Origin of the sequence: Venatorbacter sp. C2-1, from assembly GCF_022832715.1 — a bacterium.
Classification (GTDB): Bacteria; Pseudomonadota; Gammaproteobacteria; order Pseudomonadales; family Oceanobacteraceae; genus Venatoribacter; species Venatoribacter alkanivorans.
On record NZ_CP094879.1, the window covers coordinates 274,930 to 301,298 of the forward strand.

Annotated in this window: 20 protein-coding genes; 6 read left to right on the top strand and 14 right to left on the bottom strand. The window is 52.9% G+C overall.

What is annotated here, in order from left to right:
* The first annotated feature begins 4 nt into the window (after positions 1–4).
* On the top strand, positions 5–1,069 hold the full coding sequence (locus MT343_RS01175) for a polysialyltransferase family glycosyltransferase (protein ID WP_145466893.1): 1,065 nt from the start codon (positions 5–7) through the stop codon (positions 1,067–1,069).
* Here MT343_RS01175 and MT343_RS01180 read toward each other — a convergent pair.
* The 11 genes from MT343_RS01180 to MT343_RS01230 form a co-directional block, all read right to left on the bottom strand.
* On the bottom strand, positions 1,029–2,297 hold the full coding sequence (locus MT343_RS01180; protein ID WP_145466891.1) for an O-antigen ligase family protein: 1,269 nt from the start codon (positions 2,295–2,297) through the stop codon (positions 1,029–1,031). The genes MT343_RS01175 and MT343_RS01180 overlap by 41 nt on opposite strands.
* 92 nt (positions 2,298–2,389) lie before the next feature.
* Entirely contained in the window at positions 2,390–3,454 is a 1,065-nt protein-coding gene (locus MT343_RS01185; protein WP_145466889.1) for a polysialyltransferase family glycosyltransferase, read from the bottom strand.
* 263 nt (positions 3,455–3,717) lie between these two features.
* Positions 3,718–4,791 carry a glycosyltransferase gene (locus MT343_RS01190; RefSeq protein WP_145466887.1) on the bottom strand — a complete coding sequence of 358 codons (1,074 nt, stop codon included), beginning with the start codon at positions 4,789–4,791 and terminating at the stop codon, positions 3,718–3,720.
* A gap of 29 nt (positions 4,792–4,820) precedes the next feature.
* Positions 4,821–6,452, bottom strand: coding sequence for a phosphoethanolamine transferase (locus tag MT343_RS01195; RefSeq protein ID WP_186435793.1), 1,632 nt, complete (start codon positions 6,450–6,452; stop codon positions 4,821–4,823).
* Positions 6,453–6,579: 127 nt separating this feature from the next.
* Positions 6,580–7,506, bottom strand: a complete 927-nt coding sequence (locus tag MT343_RS01200; protein WP_145466884.1) for a glycosyltransferase family 2 protein — start codon at positions 7,504–7,506, stop codon at positions 6,580–6,582.
* Positions 7,507–7,556: 50 nt separating this feature from the next.
* A complete protein-coding gene (locus tag MT343_RS01205; RefSeq protein ID WP_145466882.1) occupies positions 7,557–8,582 on the bottom strand; it encodes a hypothetical protein in 1,026 nt (341 codons plus the stop codon).
* Complete coding sequence (locus MT343_RS01210; RefSeq protein ID WP_145466880.1) at positions 8,575–9,708, bottom strand: capsular polysaccharide export protein, LipB/KpsS family; 1,134 nt, start codon at positions 9,706–9,708, stop codon at positions 8,575–8,577. Before MT343_RS01210 ends, MT343_RS01205 begins: the two co-directional genes overlap by 8 nt.
* A gap of 85 nt (positions 9,709–9,793) precedes the next feature.
* Positions 9,794–10,618: a methylenetetrahydrofolate reductase [NAD(P)H] gene (gene metF / locus MT343_RS01215; RefSeq protein ID WP_145466878.1), complete on the bottom strand. Its 825-nt coding sequence runs from the start codon at positions 10,616–10,618 to the stop codon at positions 9,794–9,796.
* Between the two features lie 77 nt (positions 10,619–10,695).
* A complete protein-coding gene (gene ahcY, locus MT343_RS01220; RefSeq protein WP_145466876.1) occupies positions 10,696–12,078 on the bottom strand; it encodes an adenosylhomocysteinase in 1,383 nt (460 codons plus the stop codon).
* 56 nt (positions 12,079–12,134) lie between these two features.
* Entirely contained in the window at positions 12,135–13,346 is a 1,212-nt protein-coding gene (metK, locus tag MT343_RS01225; RefSeq protein ID WP_145466874.1) for a methionine adenosyltransferase, read from the bottom strand.
* 43 nt (positions 13,347–13,389) lie between these two features.
* Positions 13,390–14,373: a metalloregulator ArsR/SmtB family transcription factor gene (locus tag MT343_RS01230; protein WP_243989446.1), complete on the bottom strand. Its 984-nt coding sequence runs from the start codon at positions 14,371–14,373 to the stop codon at positions 13,390–13,392.
* Between the two features lie 248 nt (positions 14,374–14,621).
* Between MT343_RS01230 and MT343_RS01235 the strand changes: the two genes are divergently transcribed.
* The gene (locus MT343_RS01235) at positions 14,622–14,780 is read left to right on the top strand and encodes a hypothetical protein (RefSeq protein WP_186435792.1); all 159 of its coding nucleotides are present in this window, start codon (positions 14,622–14,624) and stop codon (positions 14,778–14,780) included.
* A gap of 124 nt (positions 14,781–14,904) precedes the next feature.
* Positions 14,905–15,726, top strand: a complete 822-nt coding sequence (locus tag MT343_RS01240) for a hypothetical protein (RefSeq protein ID WP_145466871.1) — start codon at positions 14,905–14,907, stop codon at positions 15,724–15,726.
* A 39-nt stretch (positions 15,727–15,765) separates the two neighbouring features.
* Here MT343_RS01240 and MT343_RS01245 read toward each other — a convergent pair whose 3' ends face one another.
* Positions 15,766–16,560, bottom strand: a complete 795-nt coding sequence (locus MT343_RS01245; RefSeq protein ID WP_145466869.1) for a MipA/OmpV family protein — start codon at positions 16,558–16,560, stop codon at positions 15,766–15,768.
* Between the two features lie 184 nt (positions 16,561–16,744).
* On the opposite strand from MT343_RS01245, the gene MT343_RS01250 reads away from it, so the two are divergent.
* The gene (locus tag MT343_RS01250) at positions 16,745–17,908 is read left to right on the top strand and encodes a sensor histidine kinase (RefSeq protein WP_186435791.1); all 1,164 of its coding nucleotides are present in this window, start codon (positions 16,745–16,747) and stop codon (positions 17,906–17,908) included.
* Positions 17,905–18,546 carry a response regulator transcription factor gene (locus MT343_RS01255; RefSeq protein WP_145466865.1) on the top strand — a complete coding sequence of 214 codons (642 nt, stop codon included), beginning with the start codon at positions 17,905–17,907 and terminating at the stop codon, positions 18,544–18,546. The genes MT343_RS01250 and MT343_RS01255 overlap by 4 nt, the downstream gene beginning before the upstream one ends.
* A gap of 3 nt (positions 18,547–18,549) precedes the next feature.
* Here the strand turns inward: MT343_RS01255 and MT343_RS01260 are convergent, their stop codons facing one another.
* Complete coding sequence (locus tag MT343_RS01260; RefSeq protein WP_145466863.1) at positions 18,550–20,397, bottom strand: methyl-accepting chemotaxis protein; 1,848 nt, start codon at positions 20,395–20,397, stop codon at positions 18,550–18,552.
* A gap of 150 nt (positions 20,398–20,547) precedes the next feature.
* Here MT343_RS01260 and MT343_RS01265 point away from each other — a divergent pair, with 150 nt between their 5' ends.
* Positions 20,548–22,554 carry a DNA topoisomerase III gene (locus MT343_RS01265; protein WP_145466861.1) on the top strand — a complete coding sequence of 669 codons (2,007 nt, stop codon included), beginning with the start codon at positions 20,548–20,550 and terminating at the stop codon, positions 22,552–22,554.
* A gap of 25 nt (positions 22,555–22,579) precedes the next feature.
* Here the strand turns inward: MT343_RS01265 and MT343_RS01270 are convergent, their stop codons facing one another.
* Positions 22,580–26,089, bottom strand: coding sequence for an ATP-binding protein (locus MT343_RS01270; protein ID WP_145466859.1), 3,510 nt, complete (start codon positions 26,087–26,089; stop codon positions 22,580–22,582).
* Positions 26,090–26,369 lie beyond the last annotated feature (280 nt).

Genomic DNA, 26,369 nt, shown 5'->3' on the forward strand with positions numbered 1-26,369 from the left:
ACGGATGAATGCCGAACATGGTCAGAATATGACAGGGCATCTTTTTATCGTCGAGACTGAACTGCAGTTACTGGCAGCGATGGCGATAGAGCATCAGTATTTATTAGCGGGCAATGATGTCGCTTATTACTTCGTGACATCGGATAAGTTGCTGAGTGCTGCAACTGAACGGGGAAAAGAAAATCTGATCTTGCTGAACCGGAATCACCACGGTGGCTTTATTGGTAAGGTCCGTTTTATCAAGGAAAACACCCGCACAGTCATCAATGTTGCAGAAAATATTACGGCCCGTGGTGGCGCTTGTGTTTTGTATGTCCCCCGTATAGACGATATTTATAACAATGTTCTGACTGCTCAGTTCAGGAGAAAGAAGCTCGGCAAGGTCGCACTGTTGCCGGATGGTGCATTAAATATCTTCAGCAGTAATATCACTGCCGCCTGCCATAAGGCTTTAAAAAAGTGGAGTCTGAAGCTGAGACTTCTGGCGCCGGGCTACAGCGTTCTGCAATATGACGGCGACGAACTTGGGGCAGATTCTGAATGGATTGATGTTATATATTCGTTCTATGGTCTGAATACGGGTTATTGTGCGGATAAAGAGCGTTATATAGAGTTTCCTGTACAATTTTCAAAGACAGGTGAATCTGATAGCGCAATTATTATCGGACAAAATTTTCTTGCCTATCATCAGGCCAATCATGACTTTGTCGCCACAGTCACTGCTGAGATACATAGCTTGCTTGGTGTATTGAAGCCGCAACGTATTTTTTATGCTCCTCACCCTCGCGCTGTAACAGCAGAGTTCAGAACAGATGGGATGGAACCGGTTTCCGGTCCTTACCTCTGTATTGAGGAAATAATTGCTGTGCTTGGCTGCCGTTATGTTATTTCCTGCAACAGTACAGCTCTTTTTACTGCCCGTCTGATTGATCCATCCATCCGGTGTTATGCTGTTGGTGCAGAGAGCTCTCCCATTCAGAATCAATATCAGCGGGAGAGTCTCCTGAGTGCTATGCAGGATGCCGGGATTAACGTTGTAACGCTGCCTTCTGCTGTCCATGCAACATAATACCGAGCATTACTCCCAGTAACGTCAGATGTTTTTCAGCAATAAATCGTATAAAGAACCCATCGACGGTTAAGGAATAACCGGCGATTGTCAGCGTGATAATCACCACCGCATATTTGTGTGGATAGTCAGGCCGGACATTCAGGCTTTCCCTGCACAGGAAAAAACCAAACAACAGCAGGCAACCAAGGCCTGTCAGTCCCATAGTCGCCAGGGTATTAAAGTACAGGCTGTGGGCCTGAACAAAATAGCGTCCTCCCTCTGTGTTGTAATCGCAACCTAAGCCCTGGTCCTGGCTTGCAGAACGGAACTGATGCGTACCAACACCGAACACCGGTTTCTCTTTGGCCATACAGATTGCGGTTTCCCAGAGTATTAATCTGGCACCGGTAGAGTTTTGGTTATTGCCTTCACCTTTAACGTAGCTGGTTAAGTTTTTTACTGCCCGATCAATGCCGGATTGTAGTGGTGAATAATAAACAGCAGTGGTTAGGAGAGTGAAGATTGTTAGGCTGGCCAGAGTTACTTTCAGGTTCCTGAAATGAAAAATAAAAAAAATAAAAATCACTGGAGCAGCCAGAAAGCTGCCGCGGGTTCCGGAGGCTATTGCAGCATATAGATACAAAATGGCTGCAATCGCAGCTGTCATTGCAAAAATTTTGCTGTTTTTCCAGAATGACAGGCAGAAATAGGCAGAAACTGTAGTCAGGAGGAAGGCCCCATTGCCAAATCCGACGGAATTCTCATCCCCAAAGACTCTGCGTACAATTTTAAAGCCACCTAACTGGTCATGGGTGACCCAAGCATAACTGATACCACCGAGTAATAATGCAAAGATCAGCTGAGGAGCACGCAGGCCTGAGAAATAAATACCGGCGATTATCAGCGGCAGTAACAGTAGACGAAATTCAGGTTCCAGAGTTTGCAGGCCTGCCGGGTAGTCTGACAGCAGTAATGAAATCAATGCAGTGAAGAAAAATGCTAGGCCGGCAAGAATGGTTTTGCGGTAGGGCACCAGAGCACGGATTTTTACTTTGCCGGATATCAGAACAATTAAGCCAAGAATCCAGAGTACAATGCTAACGTCGGTTGCTACTGATTTTTTGATGGGTTGTGCGATCAAAAAAATTGCGACAAACAATGTAATAATATAAGACAGAGGATTAGCAGAGATATCACGCCAGAGATTTTTAAATGGGCTGGTCGTATGGTTGGTAATGTATGTCATTCGGTTCCTGCAAATATGTAAGTTTTACTATAGCGGCGATGTTATATGAGAAGAGACGTCATGATAAAAAGAGCGCTAACACACCGTGTGTATCAGCGCTGATCAGGATGAGAGATGGCTTCCATTGTAGTAATGCCAATATTTTCAAACAGCCTGTAGAAATCAGGCTTCTCAGAAGTAAATGCTGTCACTTTTAAGGTCGGTCGGAGCCAGCGTGCCATGACCATTGTTGACGATAAATCGCCCCACACTTCACATTGATCTGACAAATAGGGGAGCAAAGCCTCAAAACTGACCTGAGAAGGTAACAGGCAAACACCTTCAGCTGCGAGTGACAATGGATCCGGCTGTTTATTACGGGGATGATATTTGACGGCAACCCGCTTACCTTGTCTGCTCTGTTGCCGGATGATAGCGAGGATGCGTTTCTTATAGTCCGGGTCTCGCTCAAATAATGACTCATGAGGCAGTGTGACAAAAGTATCTATCTCTGCCAAAGCGGCTGGCTCAACTCCGTTATTCAGCATCATCGTTTCTGACAGCTCCAGCATGGCCGGGCTGTTGAAACGGGAAGCATCAAGCGGTGTTATATGCTTGCCGCGTAATAACGGATGTACCAGGTCGGGAAAGGCCGGATGTATATAACTTATCCAGTCGGAACCGCCGATGGTTGGAGGATTTTTCCACCACATACCATAGCTGATTTTTTTAATAAAATTATCAATGATCATGTCCTTGAATGAACGGGAGGCTTTTCTGCCCACATAGGTGAATACTCCCTCGTCCATATAATGACCAACAGGATTGCAACCAAGAGTTGTGGCCGCGTGCATAGCAAACTGGAATTCAATACGGCGGTCATTGCCGACAAATATATGTTCCGGTAACAATTCGGCCAGTTTGCTTTTCAGGGTGCTAAACAGCTGTCTGCGTCTTTTCAGTTTATTCAGCAGGCCGGGAAAACGGCCATAGTACAAATTGACAGAAGAAAAAGGGGAACCGGGCCAATTGCGGACAATATCGTACAGCGCATACGGTTTTCCCTCGGGCTGATCGATGAATATCAGATGAGCATCCTCACCGGGACGTCCGGCAGCGATAGCTGCGGCGGTATAGAGGTGGAGAGTTGTTGATGCGAAGTAAACTGAGTTAGCCATACGGGGTCCATGTACAGTTAGCGCTGCAGTCTACCTGTCCGGGCTGGCGAGCGGCAAATGTTTCTCTGCAGATATTCAGAGTCTTACCTGACCTATACGTACGGAATCAGAATTAATTCGCTTTTGTACGAATACGGAATGCTTCCGGGTCTGTTGATTTCCTGAACAACGAGTGTAGGCAATGAAATTACCCGAGCATGGCTGTTTATGCTGCTGGTTTTATATCTGCCGAGGAAACAGCGGCGGTTAAGCCAGCGCGTCTTTCAGGCTGTGCTGCCGCTGAAAACCAGCTTTAAATATTGATTGGCAACGGACTCTACCGCATAGCGGCTGACATCCAGGCTGGACAGTTCGGGATACTGGTTCAATGCCCGGGACATCGCCTGACTCAGTCCGGCGACATCACCCACCGGCACCAGATAGGGTTGCAGATCGCCGGTCAGAACCTCTTTAGGTCCGGAAGGGCAGTCGGTTGAAACAACCGGCGTGCCTATAATCAAGGATTCAACCAGAACCCGTGGCAGGCCTTCGGCTTCAGATGCCAGCAGTGACAGGCGGGCGTTGGCGATTAAACGATAGGGGTTCGCATCCCAGCCCCAGAACTGGACCTTATCCTGCAAGCCATTCTGTTCACAGAAAGACCGCAGCCGCTGCTCATCATTACCTTTGCCGACCAGTACCAGCTTCAGGTTTTGTGCACTCATCATCTGAAATGCGCGGATAAGATCCTGCTGGCGCTTTCGTTTGTTCAGTGATGCTACATAGACAATATAATCGCCATCCGGTAGAGGACCATCCTGACTTGCGAGTGAGCGGATTTCTTCGATCTGGTAAGGGTTGGGAATAACGGTAATGTTATCCGCCTGACAACCCAGATTATTCACCAGATCGTCTTTGATGCCCTGCGACAGTGCAATCAGTTGCTTGTTACGGAAGCGCCGGCGCAGGCGCAGGATTTTTGATGCGCGTTTCAGAAACTTCCATTTCGGATCTGTGATCCAGGCGGTCGGGGTTATATGCACCGAACAGACTTTCTTCTTTGCCTGAATGGCATCGTAAAATTCTGGTTTGGAAGTAACAAAAAAATCATAGTTACCTTCCTGAGTAATGCGTTCCAACTCAGGCTGGGCCTTCTTTTTATTTGAAGTGCTGAGGACGATCTGGTTCAGATTGTCGGGCAGCGGGTAGTCTGCATGCGCTGTCAGGGTAACAAGATCAACTTTATGCCCCAGTTCTGCAAAGCGGGTACAGAGAGTCAGAATGGTTTTCTCAGCTCCGGCACCATTCAGTGAGCCAAGCAGGGCACCAATCCGGTAAGTTTTGTTCTCTGTACTCATAGTGCCCCGCAGTCAGTGATTTGGTCAGATTATCGGCTATTTCTGAGCTGCGTATCATAACCGGTTTTATAAACCATGCGTACAGCGGGCGGCTGATACTGGTCCGAAATCAGCCCGGCTTCCGGATTTACATTGGCGGAATCTATAGCCATCACCTGAGATGCATAATGATAAAAGCTGTCCAGCATAAAAGGGCTGCTCTTATGCGTTCTGTAGCTGGTTATCCGCTGTTGATCGGATGACCAGAACACAAAAGGAATTTCAAACATGTTAGGTGTCAGGTTATCCGGGCTGTGTCCTTTCAGGTTTGCCTGCTGATAAACCTCTTCGCCATGGTCAGAGAAGTAGGTGATGGTTGCCAGTGCGTCATTCTGTTTTTCTTTAACCAGCGAGAATAATTGCTGCAGGAAAAAATCGGCAAACAGAATTGAGTTGTCATACTCATTAATAACGTCGATAACCCCCTGGTCCGGTTGTTCTGTATAGGCGCTGACCTGTGAATCTTTAAAGACCATAAAGTCATCCGGATAGCGGTTTTTATACTGAGCGTGACTGCCCATCATGTGAATAAAAATCGCTTTGTGTGGTGCCGGATCTGCCAGAGCTTCACCAATCCGATTCAGCATGAAAGTGTCATAACGGTTTACTTCCACGCCATTAAAATCGTTGCTGATGTAATAAGGGTGGTCGGCCTGATGAGCGATAGAAGCAATGGTTGCTCGCAGCGGCTGCTGGTTGGAAATCCACCAGGTTTCATAGCCAGCCAGATTGGCAATATCGATGACACTCAGAGCGTCACGGTACTGGTCGCCCTGATCAGCACTTGCTGCCGTCAGGGCAGCACGCAGTGATGCCTGGGTCTGGGCATGGCTGCTGATGACGTTATCGAATACGACCAGTTCATCTTTAATGCTGCTTAAGAATGGCGTTGTATTACGGTGGTAACCATAAATACCCATGTGGTTGCGGCTTGCGGATTCACCAACAATAAAGATATGAGTCTGTGGCTGAGTTTCTTTCAGCACAGCTTTGATGTCGGTTTCTCGCAGCATTGTCTGGCGCCGCTCGAATTCTTCCTGCAGGGATACACTGCCTCTCAGGTAAGAAGGTACGGTGCCGAGGACGCCGGGAATTGTATCGTGAAAACGTCCCATTACGGTCGTGCGGTAGGCAACGACGGCGATCAGAATAAAGCCAAGTACCATAGTGACACGGCGGGTTCTGCTGCCGGTTCCTTCTGCCGGGCGCATAAAGTGCAGGCCCAGAAAATAAATACTCCAGTGCAGCAGCAGCCAGGAGGTCAGGGTCATGGAGGAATAGGCAGCAACAAATTCAGAAACTTCGCTGCTGTCGGTGTAAGCAACAGCCTCCAGAGTAGCAGTGGTAAATACCCCGCCGAACGATACTGCGTAACCAATATCCAGACTGCCGCTGATAGCAAAGGGCAGCAGCATCAAAGCAATGAAACGGCGCTTTTGCAGCAGGTAAGCCAGCGTCGCCAGAATAAACGACCAGCCAATGCGTGAGTTATATTCACCTTCGCGGACAAAGTCTGAATAAGTCAGTTCAAGGGCAAGAGGCAGCAGCAGCAGCAGGGCAATCCAGAATAATGGTGCCCGGGGTAGTTTCAGGTTAAGCATGGTTTCTCTGATGTTAGTCACTGACACTCCCTGCGTCATAAGCGTTACCCATCCATGGACGAATCCGGATAAAGCGCTATTTTAGCGCGGTTCGTCGCAGCTGTGCGCGGTTACATCAGTATTTTATATAGGACAAAGCGTCCCATGCTCAGGCAGGACGGTTCAGGCTGCGTTCAAATGCGTTAACAATGGCGGGACATTTTTCTGTCAGACCGATGCGGTTGGTGGTTTCAATGTCACTGGCCGACAGAATAAACTTACCGAACTCCTGCTCCAGTAAACCCTGCTCATACAGTTTTACCCAGCGCCGGTAATGGTCGCCCATGCGGGCATTGGTGTCACGCAGCAGTCGCTGGCGGTTGATGATGTTGGCTTCAAACTGGGCGTAATTGCGGATCGGATAGTGGTAAACCACAATGCCGCTTTCTTCGCGGGCGTTGATCCAGCGCCAGCCATGCTTGGCGCGGTGGTTGCCGCCTTTAAGCTTAATCAGGCCGTGTGGATTAACGATGGTTTTCGGACTGATTTTTACCAGTAACATCGATACGGCAGTGTCATTAATCTGGGTGTCTGAACTGTACAGGATCGGGTTCTTTACCGCGTACTGCGCCTGGCTGTAATGGTAACCGGGCTGCAGGCACTCTTCGGTCAGCACCATATTGCGGCGCTTGAGCGTGACTACGGAATCATCGGCATGCAGATGATCTTTTAAGCTGGTGCCTTCGGCTGCGAGCCAGAATTCATCGGCATCGTTGGAAATGACCAGATCGGCTTTTAACGCTGTGCGTGCGTAGTCTGCCAGCTGTGTCATCCACAGTGCCTGCTGGTAGTTCTGTGCCGGCTGATCGATAACGTGCAGGTCAAACTCGTTTTTCAGTGTTTCCAGCAGCTCACGGGTACCATCGGTCGAACCGTTATCCATTACCGCAAAACAATCGACACCCTGTGCAGCATGGAACCGGATATTGTCTTCAATAATATCGATTTCGTTACGCACCAGCAGCGTCATCGCCAAACGGATCGGGCCTTTGCGGGTCAGGCGGTGTGTCCAGTACTGCAGTGTTTTATGCAACATAATGGTCTTCGTATTAGCCGTTAATGGCGCTGCGTTGGCAGCGCGGTCACTCAGGTTGGGGAGGTTGTCAGCCGGATACCCAGCGTGGTCAGCAGTTGCTGCCAGCTGGCATCGGTATCTGCCCGCACCGCTGCGCTGACATCCAGCTCAGGTCTGAGCCATTTGGCGGTCAGCAGAGCGGTGGATACGTCGCCGCTGATTTTACAGTGTTGTGGCAGCAGAGGTAACAGCATTTCCATCGGAATAGCGGCAGGTACCGCCCATGCCCGAGCGGGCAATTGCCAGTGGCTGGTGGCCATTTCAGTACTCTGCAGTTCGCTGCTGGTGCGCGGATGGTGTTTGTAAGCGATGTCGGAACCACAATTATCGAGCCACTGTCCCAGCGCCTGTTGCTGGTCGGACATCACCGAACTGTGCGGCAGTAACAGTAAACCATCGAGGGTGTTCAGTGACAGGGGCTGGTCGCCGAGGCAGATCTGCGCCAGTTGCGCGAACTCCACACGCTGCAGATTATTTGGCAGAGGTTTGCAGGCTTTGTTCTGCAGAATCGGCAGGGCGGAATCCGGGAATGCCAGTATCGAGTGATCAATCCAGGCTGAGGCGCCGATGGCCGGTGGCTGTTTCCACCACCAGCCGTAAGCCAGTTTCTTGGCCATATTGTCCAGCACCTGATCTTTCAGCCAGTGCGTTTTGCGTCCCAGATAACTGTAAGTGCCGTCATCCAGATACACGCCACGGGCGGTGCTGTGTGCCATTGCAAACTGAAATTCAATGCGGCGGTCGTTGCCGGTATAGATCCAGTCCGGTTGCAGTTCGCTTAATCGCTGCTGAATCTGCTGGAAGGCGGCCAAGCGCTGCTGGCGCTTGCCTTTGCCGGATGCTTTTTCCGACAGCACGCTTATGCGTGTGAAAGGGCTGTTTTGCCATTGCAATAAAGCATCGCGGAAGGCAGCGGTAGTCGTGGTCTGATCAATCAGGCCCAGCTCGGCCACATCGCCTTGTGGCAGCTCGAAGGCAACCATGGCTGCGGTCAGCACATTAAACGGAGTGGAGGCCAGAAACAGGTGTTTAGCCAAGGGCTTTTACCTCGCGCAACAGGTGCGCACAGGCGGCCTGAAGATGCGCGTCGTCGGCTTCCTGCCAGCGTCCGGGAATCTGATAACTGTGCTGCAGGTAATGCAGAAATCCCTGACGCACTGTTGGGTTCGGGCTGAATTGCGCCAACTTGGGCAGTTGCTGTTCGAGTTCGTTCTGGCTTTGTGCGCTCAGTGTCAGACCGGGCAGATTATAAAATGCCTGACCCAGCACCAGAGTATTGATATTGGCGATGATCGCCTCGATACCCACAGTAGAGTTGATGGTTGCTACGGCATCGGCATGGGCAATCATGGCCTGAGTGTCACCAGTTAAGCGCAACTGAATTTTCTGCGATTGCGTACTCAGTTGCCGGGCGAGTTCAGTGTAATCCTGATCGCACGACGGGTGAGTTTTCAGCACCACATCCGGCATGTTTTCGCCCAGCACTTTTTCGGCAGCAAGCAGGGCCTCGGTCAGGGCAAACATATCCTGCAGCCAGGGGGAAAACAGCACCACCTGACTATCGGTATTCACCTGAAACGGAATGAAAATATAGTGTTCGGGCAGATCTTCCGGACGCTCAAACACGGGGCTGGGCTGCAGATTGCTGTTACCGGAGCGGGCAATAAAAAAGGCCGGATCGCGAGGCACCGAATTAAGGAAATTGACCCCCAGAGCGTCAAGTGTGGTCATTCCCGGCAGCAGGCCATTTTCCATGACCAGAACCTTAATGCCGAGTGACTGAGCGGCGGCAATCACAATACGCTGGCGGAACTTCAGGCCGTTCCACAGCACCATATGAGTTGCCTGGCTGGTTGCCAGTGCCTGGCGATAAACAGCAAACAGCAGATATGCTTCGGCCAGTTTCACACGGCGGAAATAACGCCAGTAATCAGCACTGCGGCTGCGGCCTTTACGGCTGTTCTTTTTTTCGCGCAGGTGGTCATCAACAATGGTTGCCAGTTCAGCACGTTGTCCCGGAATCTGGCCGAGCCAGCGCAGGTCGCACCACAGCAGTTTGTGCCAGATAACGCAGGCGTCGATGTTCTGCTCCTGCAGGCAGCTGCTCAGGCGATTAAAATATTGCTGATGGACACGCCGGGCGGCGAAGAAGGCGATTTTCATGCTGACTCCTCGGATCAGCCGCAGAGTGTATCCTAACCGCACAGAAAAAGGGAAAGCTCAGCCGCATGCGGCTGAGCGGAAAGCATCAGACCAGATTTTTCCACACTGCCAGGCTGGGTTTAGCCTGATTCAGGGTGTAAAAATGCAGACCCGGTGCGCCACCATCAAGCAGACGACGGCACATGTCGGTAACCACTTCTTCACCGAATTTCACAATGCTGTCGCTGTCGTCGCCGTAGGCTTCCAGCTGCTTGCGGATCCAGCGTGGAATCTCAGCACCACAGCTGTCAGAAAAACGTGCCAGTTTGCTGTAATTGGTGATCGGCATAATGCCCGGAATAATCGGGATATCGACGCCCATCGCACGTACACGATCAACAAAATGGAAGTAGCTGTCGGCGTTGAAAAAGTACTGGGTAATGGCACTGTCGGCACCGGCTTTCACTTTGCGTACAAAGTTTTGCAGGTCTTTTTCAAAGCTGCTGGCCTGTGGGTGCATTTCCGGATACGCCGCTACTTCAAGGGTGAAATGGTCGCCGGTTTCCTTACGGATAAATTCCACAAGTTCGTTGGCGTAACGCAGCTCGCTGCTGGCCAGACCGGAGCCGGATGGCAGATCACCACGCAGGGTCACTATGCGTTTAATGCCCAGTGCCTGGTAGCGTTGCAGCAGATCGCGCAGATCGGCGGTGCTGTCACCGACGCAGGACAGGTGCGGTGCAGCGGCGATACCACGTTGCTGGATGGCCTCAACCATGGCAAAGGTACGGTCACGGGTGGAGCCACCGGCGCCGTAAGTTACCGAGAAAAATTCCGGATCAAACGCTGCCAGCTCATCGCGCACTGCGAGCAGTTTGCTGGTGCCTTCGTCGGTCTGGGTCGGGAAAAATTCAAAACTTAAAGTGGTCATGCTGACCTCGTATTCTGCGGCTGTTGGCCGTCTGTTGAGCGGTTATTCAGGCCGGGGGCAAAGCCCCCGTTCTGTTATCAATACTTGTACGCTTCCGGCTTGAACGGGCCATCAACATGTACGTTGATGTATTTCGCCTGATCCGGAGTCAGCTGGGTGATAACACCACCGAAGCCTTCTACCATGTCACGGGCAACTTCTTCGTCCAGCTTCTTCGGCAGTACTTTCACATACACGCTTTCCGCTTTTTCCGCTTCCATCATGCTGGCGAACTTACGCTCGTACAGATAAATCTGTGCCAGAACCTGGTTGGCGAACGAGCCATCCATAATGCGTGACGGGTGGCCGGTTGCGTTGCCCAGATTAACCAGACGGCCTTCAGACAACAGCAGCAGGTGATCGTCAGAGGCTTTATCGCGGTAAACCTTATGCACCTGGGGTTTGATCTCTTCCCACTCCCAGTTTTTACGCATAAATGCGGTGTCGATTTCGTTATCGAAGTGACCGATATTACACACCACAGCACCGGACTTCAGTGCCGCCAGCATGTACTGATCACAGACGTTGACGTTACCGGTGGTGGTCACCAGCAGGTCGGTGTTGGCCAGCAGGGTTTTGTTGATGCCTTCTGCGCTGCCGGTGTTGATACCGCCGACATAGGGGGATACAACTTCATAACCGTCCATGCACGCCTGCATGGCACAGATCGGATCGATCTCGGTAACTTTAACGATCATGCCTTCCTGACGCAGGGACGCAGCAGAACCTTTACCCACATCGCCGTAACCGATAACCAGTGCTTTTTTACCGGACAGCAGGTGATCGGTACCACGTTTGATGGCGTCGTTCAGGGAATGACGGCAGCCGTATTTGTTGTCGTTCTTGGATTTGGTTACGGCATCGTTAACGTTGATGGCCGGTACTTTCAGCTCGCCTTTGGCCAGCATTTCCAGCAAACGGTGCACGCCGGTGGTGGTTTCTTCAGAAATACCGTGGATGCTGTTCAGCATGGCCGGATACTTGGAGTGAACCATCTCAGTCAGGTCGCCACCGTCATCCAGAATCATGTTGGCATCCCATGGGGTGCTGCCGTCTTTTTCCGACAGAATGGTCTGCTCAATACACCACAGGAATTCTTCTTCGGTTTCACCTTTCCAGGCGAATACCGGAATACCGGCTGCTGCAATCGCCGCAGCTGCGTGATCCTGAGTAGAGAAAATATTGCATGAAGACCAGCGTACTTCGGCACCCAGATCGACCAGAGTCTCAATCAGTACTGCGGTCTGAATGGTCATGTGAATACAGCCCATGATCTTCGCGCCCGCTAATGGCTGAGACTCTTTGTATTTACGGCGCAGCGCCATCAGCGCCGGCATTTCGCTTTCAGCGATTTTGATTTCTTTGCGGCCCCAGTCGGCCAGCGCCATATCGGCAACTTTATAATCGGTGAAGGTTGTCATAATAACGTCCTCAAAATGGTCGCCGGGGGATGCCGGCGGCCTGAAAAATTAGTGTCTTATAAACCGGCGGCTGCTTTCAGGGCGTCGACTTTGTCAGTACGTTCCCAGGTGAAAGCGGTAAAGGTTTTGGTTTTTTCTTCGCCATTTTCTTTGTAGCTGTAGCTGGTTTCGAACGGCTCACGACCGAAGTGGCCGTAAGCAGCGGTCAGCTGATACATCGGGTTCAGCAGTTCCAGCTGGTTCTGAATGGCGTATGGACGCAGGTCGAAGACTGAGCGGATGATTTTCGCCAGCTCAATGTCAGAGACTTTGCCGGTACCGAAAGTGTTTACCGAAATAGAGGTTGGCTCAGCCACGCCGATGGCATAAGACACCTGGATCTCGCAACGGTCAGCCAGACCTGCAGCAACCACGTTCTTGGCAACATAACGGCCCATATAGGCGGCTGAACGGTCAACCTTGGATGGGTCTTTACCAGAGAATGCACCACCACCGTGACGGGCCATACCGCCGTAGGTATCAACGATGATCTTGCGGCCGGTCAGACCACAATCGCCAACCGGACCACCGATCACGAAGTTGCCGGTCGGGTTGATGTGATACAGGGTGCCTTCGTGCAGCCACTCTTCCGGCAGTACATGCTTGATGATGTTTTCCAGAACCGCTGCGCGCAGGTCTTCAAGGCTGATGCTCGGATCGTGCTGGGTAGACAGAACGACGGCATCCACTTTTGGTGAACCGCTTTCCCAGTTAATGGTGACCTGAGATTTGGCATCCGGACGCAGCCACGGCAGAGTGCCGTTACGGCGTAATTCGGACTGACGCTGTACCAGCAGGTGAGCGTAATACACCGGTGCAGGCATCAGGCTTGGCGTTTCGTTGGTGGCGTAGCCGAACATCAGGCCCTGGTCACCGGCGCCCTGATCTTCAGGTTTGGCACGGTCAACACCCTGGTTGATATCCACAGACTGCTTACCAATACCATTCAGAACGGCACAGGTCTGGCCATCAAAACCAACGTCAGAGCTGTTGTAGCCAATACCGGTGATGACTTCACGGACGATATCTTCGAGGTCAACGTAGCAGGAGGTGGTCACTTCACCGGCGACCACCGCCATACCGGTTTTTACCAGAGTCTCAACCGCAACGCGGGCGTATGGGTCGCGGGCAATAATCGCATCCAGTACGGCATCAGAAATCTGATCGGCAACTTTATCCGGGTGGCCTTCAGACACCGACTCGGAGGTGAAAATGGAATATTCGCTCATGGTAAGCCCTCTTGATAATGGTTAGCGCGCAGGCGTCTGGCTGTTATTTCTGGCCGTTCGCGGCTGCGCGGTAAAACAAACGGAACTGGATCTGAAACCCGTTCCTTAAACCTAAAAACTGACTCTGGCCTTCATTCAGACCAGCTTCCTGCGCCCAGGCGGATAAATCCGCCGGTTCGAATCCCAGCCACAGATCGCCGCAGGATTCTCTGGCCCAGACCTGATCGTGACGACACAGATCGGTGACCAGCAAAGTACCGCCATCGCGCAACAGCTGTGCGACATCGGTGAAAATAGTTTTCGGTGCCGGCACGTGGTGCAACACCATATTGGCGACGGCAAAATCAAACTGACCGTCCTGCTGTGCGCGCAATGTGCTGGTGTCGCCCAGCACACAGTGCACATTCTGCAGCGCTTCGCGGCTGATGGTCTGCTGCGCCTTGCTGAGCATGTCCGGCGAAATATCCAGTGCCGTTACGGCACTGAAACGGCGTGCCAGCTGGGGTAAAAATGCCCCCTCGCCAGGACCGATTTCCAGAGCGTAGCCAGTGCTCACCGCTTTTCCTGCTTGTCCGGTCAGGGAGGCAAGAATGGTCGTCAGGGCCTCGCCATACTGATCCCAGGACGCGATCAGATCCTGCTGCTCTTTAAACTCACCGGCATGGCGGGCAAAGAACTCAGCACAGGCTTCAGCGCGTTCGCTCAGTACCTGCTCAACCGCGCCGCTGTCCAGCTCGGACGTTGCTGCATCAATGGCGCTGAACAGCGACTTTAACCACAGGCTCCAGTGACCATTGGCGGTCAGCAGCGGACGGCGGTAAAAAATACTGTTGCCTTCACGCTGGCTGCTGACCAGTCCGGCCTGAGCCAGCACCTTTAAGTGATGGCTCATCGCGGACTGTTTAATGCCAAACACCTGACACAGCTCCAGTACACCAAACGCGCCCTGACCCAGTAACTGCAGAATTCCCATACGCAACGGGTCGCCGGCGGCTTTTGCAGCCTGTGCCAATTGCTGCAGGCTCATTTCTGTCGCTGCGGGTAATTCAGATAAGGGGGGCGCGGTGTTCATGCTGCGCAGTTTAGACGCACAGGAAATCTATATCAATTTTTTTTGATATAGAATTTCCGGTCATTGTGGGTATCTGTGCAGTAGTAATGGTTTTAATAGAAAATTTGAATCAGCATCTTTTGGAAATACGATTTCAGCTATGAATGAATCCTGCTTAGTCTGTTGTTCATCCGGCACACAGATGCCATCGTCACAGGAGTAATATGATGAAACAGGTCCGAACTTTGCTCACTCAACTCAGCCGTCGCCGGAAAACCGTTGTGACCACGCAGTGTAACTTGCAGTGTAACTACAGCAACGATTACTACGGTGATCAGGTCTGTCAGCCACTGGTGAAGGGTGAAGTAAAGAAAGGTGATTAGATAAAAACAATCTAATGCCAAAGTACTGGCAAAAGCTTCCGCCGCTATACTGAAAGCAGTCCGACCGACGGTGTCTGTCTGCCGCCGGCCTTCTGCCTGTTGTGTTTCTGCGGGGGAGGCTGCTATGAAACATTCACTTTTTCTGGCCGGAGCGGCGGTGACCTTGTCACTGGCTCCGGCTGTCCGGGCTGATCACAACTGGAACGGTTATCACTGGGCCAGTACCGTCAGTCCTTTTACCCTGACCCTGATTAACAGCACGACCAGCGAGTGGGACCCCTTTGTCACCCAGGCGGTGGCCGACTGGTCGCTGTCCTCACGGTTGACGCTGGTGGAAAGTGAGGGCGATACCAGCAGTAAAACCCGGCGCAGCTGCAAAGGTGGCAGTGGGGGTATGCGTATCTGCAATCTGGCCTATGGCTATAACGGCTGGCTGGGTGTGGCGGGTATTTCGGTGGATGGTTATGGCCATATCACGTCGGCCTATACCAAACTCAATGATTCCTATTTTTCTCCGGGTTATGCCAGCGGCTACTACGACACTTTTGAGTGGCGTCAGAGTGTGACCTGTCAGGAGCTGGGCCACGATCTGGGTCTGAATCATCAGGATGAGGTCTTTGACAATCTGCCGCTGTTTACCTGCATGGATTATCAGGACCCGCCGTACCCTTACCCCAATGCGCACGATTATGAGGAGCTGGACAGTCTCTACAGCAGCCCTGACAGCTATGACTCTTACGCTGGTGGTGCTAGTGGTGGTGGCGGTGACAGCGGCGGCTGTAATGCGCCGCAGGGCAAAGGCTGTAATAAGGCCGGAGTGGAGGATCATCCCGGCTGGGGGATTTCAGTTTCACGCCGTGGTGATCTGGAAGTATTCCTGCGCATCGACAGTCAGGGCTTGCGCCATTACACCTTTGTGCACTGGGTTAAAGAGCACCGCCACTGAGCCCGGCTGCTGGCTCTGAACGGAACCTGAGCTGGCGCATCAGTCCGGTGACCAGCTCAGCAGCAGCATTGCCTGACGGCTGACCGGCTGGCCGACCAGCGGGCTGTCCTGCAGGGTGTCGTCCAGCCATTCCTGCTGCCAGCGCAGGCGCAGCAGCCACTGCGGACTGATGGGCCACAGCGCCTGCAGCGTCAGTTGCGGATTAAACGCCTGCTGCGGCTGGTATTCGGGGCGCAGTGCGTTGCTTTGTTCCGGGCTGATGCCATACACATAGCGGCTGTAAGATTCGCTCAGCCAGCGTGTACCGGCAAGCAGCTGGGCGCGCGTACCGCCCTGCAGATAAAACAGGGGCAAGGTGATGCTGGCATCGGCGGTCAGTGCGCCGGAGTGCGAAGAAATATCCTGCTCGACACCAGCATTCAGCCAGCCCCAGCCGCCGCGCAGCTGCAAGGTGGTATCGCCACCATCGCTGCGATAGCCATCAAATACCGGGTCATTGCTGTCGGCTTTGCCCCATAAGCGGCTGTCGAACACCTCATCCCGCAAACCGATGCCAGTACTCAGACTGATGCTGTTTTGCTGCCACTGATACTGCAGCAGGGCACCGTCGACGCCCAGGCGCCAGTTGCCGCGCCGGGCTGACAGCAGCGGAAAATTAAAATGTTGGCTCTCCGCCTGCTGCCAGGGCGTTGAGCGCTGCAGCGTGCCGGCGCCATATTCCAGCTGCCAGTATTCAGCCGGAGCCGTTTCACTGGCATACAGCGCCGGGCTCAGTGGCGCCATGCACAGGCTGCAGCTGACTGAGGTGAATAAAAGATAGATAACCTGATTCATACGTCGCTCCGCCGGTCAGTGGTATCCGATGCTAGAGCGGCGGGGCAGCGCTGCCTTGTGGCAAATGTCACGACAGCGGTGCGGCGGCAAATGTCACGACAGACGTGCGGCGGCACCGGGCCGACAGGCAGAAGATGACATTTGCCCTATTCAGCAACGGCAGCGCCTCTGGCACACTGCGGCCGTGAACAGAATCAAACCCAACCTCATTATTGCCGCCGATATTATTCTGGCGGCACTGACCATCGGCTTTCTGGCTGCGGCGCTGATCTTCCTCTGGCTGGGCCAGGTGGAGGCCGTTACCCGGGTGCCGGCGACCCCCGCCTGGATTGCACTGACAAGCGGCTTGTTCCTGCTGAATTTGGTTGCGAATGTGCTGGCACGTCTGCCGCCCTGGCGTGAGGCCCGGCGCCCGCCAGTCTGGTTGTGGCTGGCAATGGTCAGCGCTCTGTTGCTGATGTTGCTGTTTGGCAGTGGCATCTGTGCGGTGCTGTGGATTCTGGTGATTGCGCAGTTACCGCGTTATTTCAGCTGGCGCAGTTGCCTGCTGGCCGCGCTGCTGGTGCCGCTGCTGGTGGGCCTGTATCAGGGGCTGTTGTTTGACCAGGACTTTGTGCTGATTAATACCGTGCTCTATGCGCTGTTTAACCTCTTTGCGCTGTACATCTGTTTTACCCTGCAGGCGGAACAGCAGGCGCGGGAATATGCCTCGCAGCTGGTGCGTGAGCTGAAAGCCACGCAAAGCCTGCTGTCGTCGGCCAGTAAGCGCGATGAGCGTTTGCGTATTGCGCGCGAATTGCACGACCTGCTCGGGCACCATCTGGCAGCACTCAGTATTCAGCTGGAGATTGCCCGCCATACCGAAGCGCAACCGCGGGATCACGCGATTGACCGCGCCGGAACTATTGCTCATCTGTTGCTCAGTGATATGCGCGAGGCGGTGTCTGAATTCCGTGAACGGCGCGGGCTGGATTTGCGCCAGGCGCTGACCTCCCTGCTGGAAGCGGTGCCGCGTCCGCGGGTCTGGCTGCAGATTCAGCCGGGTCTGATTATCGATGATGTGCACTGCGCCGAAGTGATACTGCGTTGTGCGCAGGAAGCGCTGACCAATATTCTGCGCCACAGTCAGGCCGGTCGTGCGGCTATCCTGTTGCGGCAACAGGGCGCCAGCCTGCAGCTTACGGTAGAAGATAACGGCGGGCTGCGGCAGCTGCCGGTGCCCGGTAATGGCATGCGTGGCATGCAGGAACGGGCGCAGGATATCGGTGGCCGCTGCGACTGGGAATGTGGCCTGCATGGTTTAAAACTTACACTGACCCTGCCCTGGGATAATGGACTGCTCGTATGATCAATGTGGTGTTGATTGAGGATCAGCAACTGGTGCGTGAAGGCATCCGCACTCTGTTGCATCTGCGCCCGCTGTGCCGGGTGGTGGCCGAAGCCAGTGACGGCGTGCAGGGACTGGCGGCCATTGAAGAGCATCAGCCGGACGTCATCCTGCTGGATATCCGTATGCCGAATATGAGCGGCACAGAATTACTGGCAGAACTGCACCAGCGGCGCTGCAATATACCGGTACTGGTGCTGACCACCTTTGATGACCATGAACTGGTGCTGGAATGTATGCGCCGGGGGGCTCGTGGTTATCTGCGTAAAGACGTGGCGCTGGATGAGTTGCTGGCCGCCATCGAAACCCTGCATCAGGGCGGGCAATGGGTACAGCCGGCGGTGACGAGTAAGATCAGTGGGCACCGCCTTGAGCTGGAGTTTGACAGCAGCACCAGCCTGGCCGATGAGCCACTGACAGCGATAGAGCTGCAGGTTCTGCGGCTGGTGGCGGCAGGTTACACCAATCAGGAAATTGCCGGAGCCTTGCATAAATCGACGGGTACGGTGCGTAATCAGGTGTCCTTTATTCTGGCCAAACTGAATGTACGCGACCGCACCCGGGCGGTGCTGAAGGCCATTGATAATGGCCTTCTATAACGCTCAGACGCGGAAACGCGACAGGTTTGAGCTGATATCGTGACTCAGGGTATGCAGCTGGTGAGACTGCTGGGTTGCCTGCTCAACGTTAGCCGCCAGATCATCCGACGCTGCCTGAATGGCGGTGGCAATACGGCTGATTTCTTCGGTGGCGGCATGCTGCTCACGCGAGGCATTGGCGATGCTCTGTGAACGGCTGGAAATATCGTTAAGCGCATCGGCAATCGCGGTCAGACTGTCGGTCACCTGAATGGCGCTGCCGGCGGTTTCGGTGGTCAGCTGTTTGCTGGTTTCCATAATGCCCACGGCATTCTGGCTGTGGTGTTTCAGGCTGTCGATCATTTCCTGAATTTCGCCTGTGGCTTCGTGGGTACGCTGGGACAGGGTGCGAACCTCATCGGCAACCACGGCAAAACCACGGCCCTGCTCACCGGCACGGGCAGCCTCAATGGCGGCATTCAGAGCGAGTAAGTTGGTTTGTTCGGCAATGCCCTGAATCGTCGCGAGAATACCGGTAATCTGTTGCGCCTGACTGTCGAGCTGATTAATTACCTCGGTTGCGCTGTCCATCTGCTGCGATAAGCCATCCATACGGCGTTTATTTTCCTGCGCATTCTGAATGCCCTTATTACCTTCCGCGGTTGCGCTTTGTGCAGCATTGGCCGTATCGGAAGCATTGGTCGCGACTTCGGATGAGGTGGAAGACAGCTCGTTGACAGCTACCGCAACCTGACTGATTTCGTTCTGCTGCAACTGCACCGCCTGATTATTGTTTTCGGCATTTTCGCGTGCAGATTTGGCAATGCCATCCAGTTCGCGGGAAGAGTCGCGGCTCTGGGAAACCAGTTCATGGATGGATGAAACAAAGACATTGAAAGAGTTACTCAGTGCGCCAATTTCATCGTGCCGGGTCACCTGCAGGCGACGGGTTAAATCCGCTTCGCCCTGAGCAATGTCCGACATCGCACTGTTAAGCACGACCAGTGGTCGTAACAGGTAAGAGATAATCATGCCGGCAATCAGGGTTACCACTACGATGGTAAGAATGCCGATCAGCATGCTTGACCAGCGCAGGGTCGCCAGGCTGGCAAAGGCTTCGGCCTTATCCATCACCAGCAGCAGACGCCAGTCAGTACCGTCGATGGAGTAAAGCCCGACCAGACTATTGCGCTGATTAAAGCTGGCCTGCTGGATTTTATTCAGCTGCAGTTGTGTACCGTTGCCGAGAAGGGCAGAAACATTTTTACCCAGCAGCTTCTGATCCGGATGGACCATAAAATCGCCTTTGCTGTCGAGCAGGGCGGCATAGCCACTGTCTCCGAGCTCGATACCCAGTACTTCTTTTACGATGGCTTCGAGAGAAATATCCCCACCGATCACTCCGCCACGCAGCGGCTCGGCAAAGGTGACGATTAATTCGTTGGTGGTAACGTCAACATAAGGCGCTGTCAGAACCTGGCGTTTTTCTGCCATCGCCTGCTGATACCAGGGGCGGGTGCGCGGATCGTAATCGGCTGGTAACTCATCATCCGGACGCATGATCATTTCGCCGCTGTCGGTGCCCAGATAGAGGAACATATAGTCACCGGATGTCAGCCCCTGTTCGATCACCGTTATACGGTCGCCATTAATTAATGCTTTGGCGGTGCCACTTAAGACCTGACCTTTATTATTGATCCAGCTGCTGACGTAGCGGCTGGCACGTTCACCGGTTACCTGAATGCGCTCACCGATGGCTTGCTCGAGACTGCTGCGGGCCTGCTCGTAAGTAAAAATGCCACTCAAAGCAAGAAGCACCAGAATGGTGCCACCGACGGCGAGCATCATCTGTTTACGGATACTGTTACGCATAGGATTTATCCTGAAAAACGGGCTGTTTTCAGCATAGATCAAATATTGTACTGAGCGTTTTGTTAAAAGAGCCCGGCAATACGCGCAGGCGCTGGCACGTGAACAGGGGCTCGGCTATGATGAGTGCTGTATAAAAATACAGTTATTTCCATGCGCCTGATTATTGCCGAAAAACCCAGCCTTGGCCGTGCCATCGCTGCCGTGCTGCCCAAACCACACAGTAAGGGCGAGGGATTTATCCGTGCCGCCAATGGCGACGTGGTGAGCTGGTGTATCGGCCATCTGTTAGAGCAGGCAGAACCGGATGCTTACGATCCGGCTTTTAAGCAGTGGCGGCTCGATCATCTGCCGATTGTCCCTGCGCAGTGGCAACTGCAGGCCAAAGCGCAAACCCGTAAGCAGTTGAGTGTGCTGCGCAAGCTGGTTAAAGAAGCCGGCAGTCTGGTACATGCCGGCGATCCGGACCGTGAAGGCCAGCTGCTGGTGGACGAGGTTATTGAATTCCTGAAGGTGCCTGCTGCCAAACGCCAGGCCATGCAGCGACTGTTAATCAGTGATTTAAACCCGCAGGCGGTGAGCCGGGCACTGCAGCAGCTGCGTTCTAATCAGGAGTTTATTCCGCTGTCGGTTTCGGCGCTGGCGCGCTCCCGTGCCGATTGGTTGTATGGCATCAACCTGACCCGCGCGTACACCATAAAAGGTCGTCAGGGCGGAGTTAACAGCGTGTTATCCGTTGGCCGGGTGCAGACGCCGGTACTGGGGCTGGTGGTGCGCCGTGATGAAGAAATAGCTGACTTCATCAGCAAACCTTTTTACGAGGTGCAGGCAGCTGTTCATTTAACGGCAGAGTCCCCCCTGAGTTTTTACGCCAACTGGCAGCCGAGCGATGCCTGTGCCGCGCATCAGGATGAGGAAGGCCGGGTGCTGAATCCGAAGCTGGCCGCCAATGTGGCTGCCCGTATCCGTCAGCAACCGGCGCAGGTGGAACAGGTTGAGCGTAAAGAAAAAAAGCAGGCACCGCCGCTGCCGTTTAATTTATCGGCGTTGCAGATTGATGCCGCCAAAGCGCTGGGCATGAGTGCGCAGCAGGTTCTGGACGGAGCACAGAGCCTGTATGAAAAGCATCAGTTAATTACCTACCCGCGCTCCGACTGCCGTTACTTACCACAGGAGCATTTTGCCCAGCGCCAGCAGGTTCTGAGCGCTATCAGTGCGCACAGCGAAGCACTGGCTTCGGCCTGCGCTCAGGCCGACAGCTCAATCCGCAGTCAGGCCTGGAATGATGCGAAAGTGGGGGCACACCATGCGATTATTCCAACTGCCAAAGCACTGCCTGGCGGACGGCTGAGCAGCAGTGAACAAAAACTCTATGCGCTGATCGCCCGCCAGTATCTGCTGCAGTTTTGTCCGCATTATGAATACGCCGATACCAGAATCAGCCTGACCATCAGTGGTGGACATTTTACCGCCAGTGAGCGTGAAACCCTGAAGCCGGGCTGGAAAGTCTTACTGCCACAAAGGGAAAATCAGGCGACCGCCAAAGCACCATTGCCGCCGTTAACGGCAGGACAGATGCTGTGGAGCGGAGAACCTTTGCTGCAGGAAAAACACACCCAGCCACCGGCACATTTTACCGATGCCTCTTTGCTGGCAGCGATGACCGGTATCGGCCGCTTTGTGCAGGACAAGGCGCTGAAAAGCATTCTGAAAGAAACCGATGGATTGGGAACAGAAGCAACCCGCGCCGGTATTATTGAGCTGTTATTTAAGCGCCGGTTTCTGCAGCGTGAGGGCAAAAGTATCCGCGCTACTGCTCTGGGAAAAGCGCTGATTAATGCGCTGCCAGAAGCAGCCACAAGACCGGACATGACAGCGCAGTGGGAAAAGCAATTACAGGATATTGCCCATAAAAGTCTGAATTATACGGCCTTTATGCAGCCGCTTACTGAGCAGCTGCAGCATCTCATCAGCCTGGCGCTGACAGCCGATAGTGTGCAGTTTTCGGGGTTAGCGGGAAGTGCAGCGAATACTGCAGGCAGGCGCAAATACAGCACGGGAAAAAAGAGCGTCAGCAGGGCAGGTACTGCGGGAAAAAGTAAAAGCACAGCGGGCCGGCGCAGGACAAAAACACCGGCCGCAGGCCCTAAGGTGTTTTAACCGCGTGTCTCTGAGCCGGCAGCATTTAAGCCGGCTGATTTTCCTGCAGGCATTCCATCAGCGTGTTGTAGCAAGGCGTCAGATGCTGGCTGAGACTTTGCAGGCGGCTGTTATCCTGCTCACGGGCTGCCTGTTCCAGCAATGCACTGAGTGCCATTAACTGCATACCGCCAATATTTCCGGCTACGCCTTTCAGCGTGTGCGCCTGTGCCTGAATACTGCTGATATCCTGTGCCGCCAGCGCATCCTGCAATGCCTGCAGCGTTTCTCCGGAAGTATTGATAAATAATTCCACGACCCGGATCAGAATACTTTCCCTGTTCATCAGACGCTGTAAGGCGCCGGCACGGTCCCATACTGTCTGGCTGCTGACCTCAGCCGGAAGCCTGTCGTCATTCTGCATAAGATTGTCTGCCTGTCTCATATTATCCTCCCTGGAGGGTGGCTGTTTTTCTTTGCCGGGCGTCAGCCAGGCACTGAGAGCATGTTGAAAACTGTTTATATCGATAGGTTTACTCAGATAATCATTCATTCCGGACAACAGACAGCTCTCTTTGTCACCGGCCATTGCCCCTGCAGTCATGGCGATAATGGTGATTGACCGGTAGCGTTCACCGGCATTACCCGCGCGGATTTTTTTCGTTGCGGCAAAGCCATCAAGAACCGGCATCTGGCAGTCCATCAGAATCAGATCAAAAGGTTCGTCGTCGCTGCTTTGTTGCAGTTTTTCCAGAGCCGCCATGCCGTTGTCAGCACTGTCGACAGCAAATCCCATGCTTTCCAGCAGGCCACAGGCAACCTCCTGATTAATGGCATTGTCATCCACAACCAGAACATGATGACGGCGTCCGTCTGGAGTGCATAAAGGAAAACGGCTGTTGCTGCCAGCGGTGCTCAGGTGCGCACTATGTTCCGGAGTCCGCCCGCTGCAGACGGCGTCGAGATCAGCCGGCGCGACCGGGCGGGTCAGGCTGGTGGCCTGCAGTTCGGCTGGTAATTGGGGTAACTCATTGTCGTAGCCCGGAGGCACCAGCACGATCAGCCTGCCGCGAAAAATGCCTTGCTGCAGGCTGGTCAGCAGGGAACCGCGCAGCCAGTGGATATCGAGTAATAAATAATCCGCAGGTGGGGTATTACCGATCATCAGTCCGGCTTGCTCTGCGCTGTGTATCGCAAGAAATTCTCCGCCCCGCTTATGGATAATATTTCCCAGCGCCTGTTGCAGTGCTTTGTTATCACAGGCAATCAGCCAGTGTTGGTCATGCAGGGAGACGTCCGGAGTATCCTGGTCATTTCCGGAACCGGCACGGAGCAAAATATCGAAAGCGATGGTTGTGCCTTCTTCACTGCTGCCCTGCACGCTGATCTGACCCTGCATTAGCGTGCAAAGCTGTCTGCAGATAGACAAACCGAGGCCGGTGCCGCCGAATTTGCGGGTGGTGCTGTTATCGACCTGATTAAAGGCTTCAAACAGTTTTTCGTGATGATCAGGGGGAATTCCAATACCGGTATCCGTCAGCGAGCAGAACAGACGGATATCGCCATTGTCTTCTTCTGCAGTGGAAGCCTTGAGAATAATTTCGCCGGCGGGAGTGAACTTCACGGCATTGGATGTCAGGTTGGAAATAATCTGCTGCAGTCTGGCCGGGTCTCCTTGCACACGGTCATGCTCAATCGCGGCAATATCCAGTATAAACTCGATATTGGAATCAAATGCCGGAACCGATGCACTGGCGGCGATAGAACTGAGTAATGCCGTCAGACTGAAATCGGTTTGCTCAAGCTGCAGTTTGCCAGCACCTATTTTTGAAAAGTCGAGAATGTCGTTGATCTGTGCGGTCAGAGCCGAGGCGCTGCTTTCCGCTATATGGATATAGTGCTGTTGTTTCTCGTTACTGCACTCCCGTTTTAATAATGACAGCATCCCCATGATGCCATTAATCGGGGTGCGGATTTCATGGCTGACATTCGCGATAAACAGGCTTTTTGCCTGGCTGGCCTGCTGCGCTTCCTGTATTGCTTTTTCCAGCTCCTGAGTGCGCTCTTTTACCTGATCCTCCAGGCTAGCATTCATTCGTGCGATTTTTTCGTTCAGTAAATGCTGTTCGGTAATATCCCGGATACTGATTGCACAGCCAATAGTCTTTTGCTCAATAATAATGGGATAAATACTGGCCGAAATATGCAGTTTTTCACCCTTCTGAGTTCTTGCCCGGGTCTCACACTGGGTGAATACTTTGCCGGATAACACATCGGAAATCATATCCGGTGTGATCTGCTGATTATTACTGTCAAGAATCGTGTTAAATAGTGTTTTTCCTATCACTGTTTGTTCATGGTGGCCGAACATAACAGTGGCTCCACTGTTCCAGCTGTCGATTTTTCCATCCGGATTAATACCGATAATGGCATCGGTTGAATAATTAATAATGGCCCGGGCGGTTGATCTGGCCGTCAGCAGTGCCATACGTGCTTCGATGCGGCGCTGGTAAAGCCAGGCGATTGATATTGCGAATAACAGCAGTACGGCAATCAGCAACAGAACTTTAAGACGTATGCTGTCTAACTGGCTTTCTATATCTTCGGCAGAAAAGGCGGTATGCAGGTCAAGGTAGTGCCAGCTACCTGGGCCGTCGAGGAATATGCGACGGGAGTACGAATAAATAATATCATCCTTTGGACTGTTTTTACGTTTGAAGATGTTTTTGTGGTTATCAACTGCAACAGGTTCTGAATCGGTTTTCCAGTTGCTTTTCGGATCATATTCGTAACGGAACTCTTCTTTGGTGTCGGGATTTATCAGGTATCCGCCGGTATCGTTCAGCAGAAATATCTGCATATTGTTTGGGGTGTCACTTTTAAGATTTCTGAGCAGTGTCTCGGCATCAAAGTTAATAATTACAAAGCCAAAAAAACGGTTTTCTGAATCGAAAACAGACTCGGCAATCCGGTAGGTCGGCCAGGCCGGGGTCTCAATTTTATTGTGTTCACGGTTAAGGTTGATGGCCGAGATATAGATTTCATCTTTATTCAGTTTTTCGGCTTCAGAAAAGTAACTGCTTTGTCCTTTTTCCTGCAGGTCTTCCTCTGCGGTAATGCGGATCATGCCATTTTTGCGTTCGACCCTAACCAGCTCCCGGCCATTATTGGCTTTACCGATAAAGCGGATCTGACGGATCTCCTCATTGGCAGCAATAAAACCGGTAAAAATAGTCTGTAGGCGTTGTTTCCATTGTTGCGTTGTGGTGTTGTCGAGCTGATCTTTACCATTATTTTCTATTGCTCTGACAATGCCGCTGATGGGAGGGGTGCTATGAATAAAGCGGACTTTATCCTTATCGGTATTCAGCGTTTTCAGAAAATAATTAGCGCGCAATGCAGCCTGCTCACTCAGCTCAGAAAAAGCCCTTTTGTAGGCTTCGTCACGGCTGTGGCTCTCGATCAATGCCATCAGTATGCCGCATAGCAATAAAGCAACCAGACCGGTGACAATAAAAAACCTGCGCATTGTGGGCAGGTTAGCGCTGCTGCTCATGTTGGATCCTTGCCGCAGACCCGTGGTCTGCGAGCGGTGTTAGCTCCTGAAAAACGGAGCAATTCTCCTGGAATTTATGCTGGTCCGCTGCGCGGTACTGTCTGACATGATTTGTAGCGGCTACCTTCTGTAACACTGCATGATTACGGGTAACCGTGACAGGAGCAGCACCTCCGGGCATTGGATCCATCGACGTTTCCCAACGTATTAAACTTAGCTGCTATTCGTATCCGGTCAATGGCATAAGGCGGCATCTTCATCTTTCGTTCGTGCCTCTCTG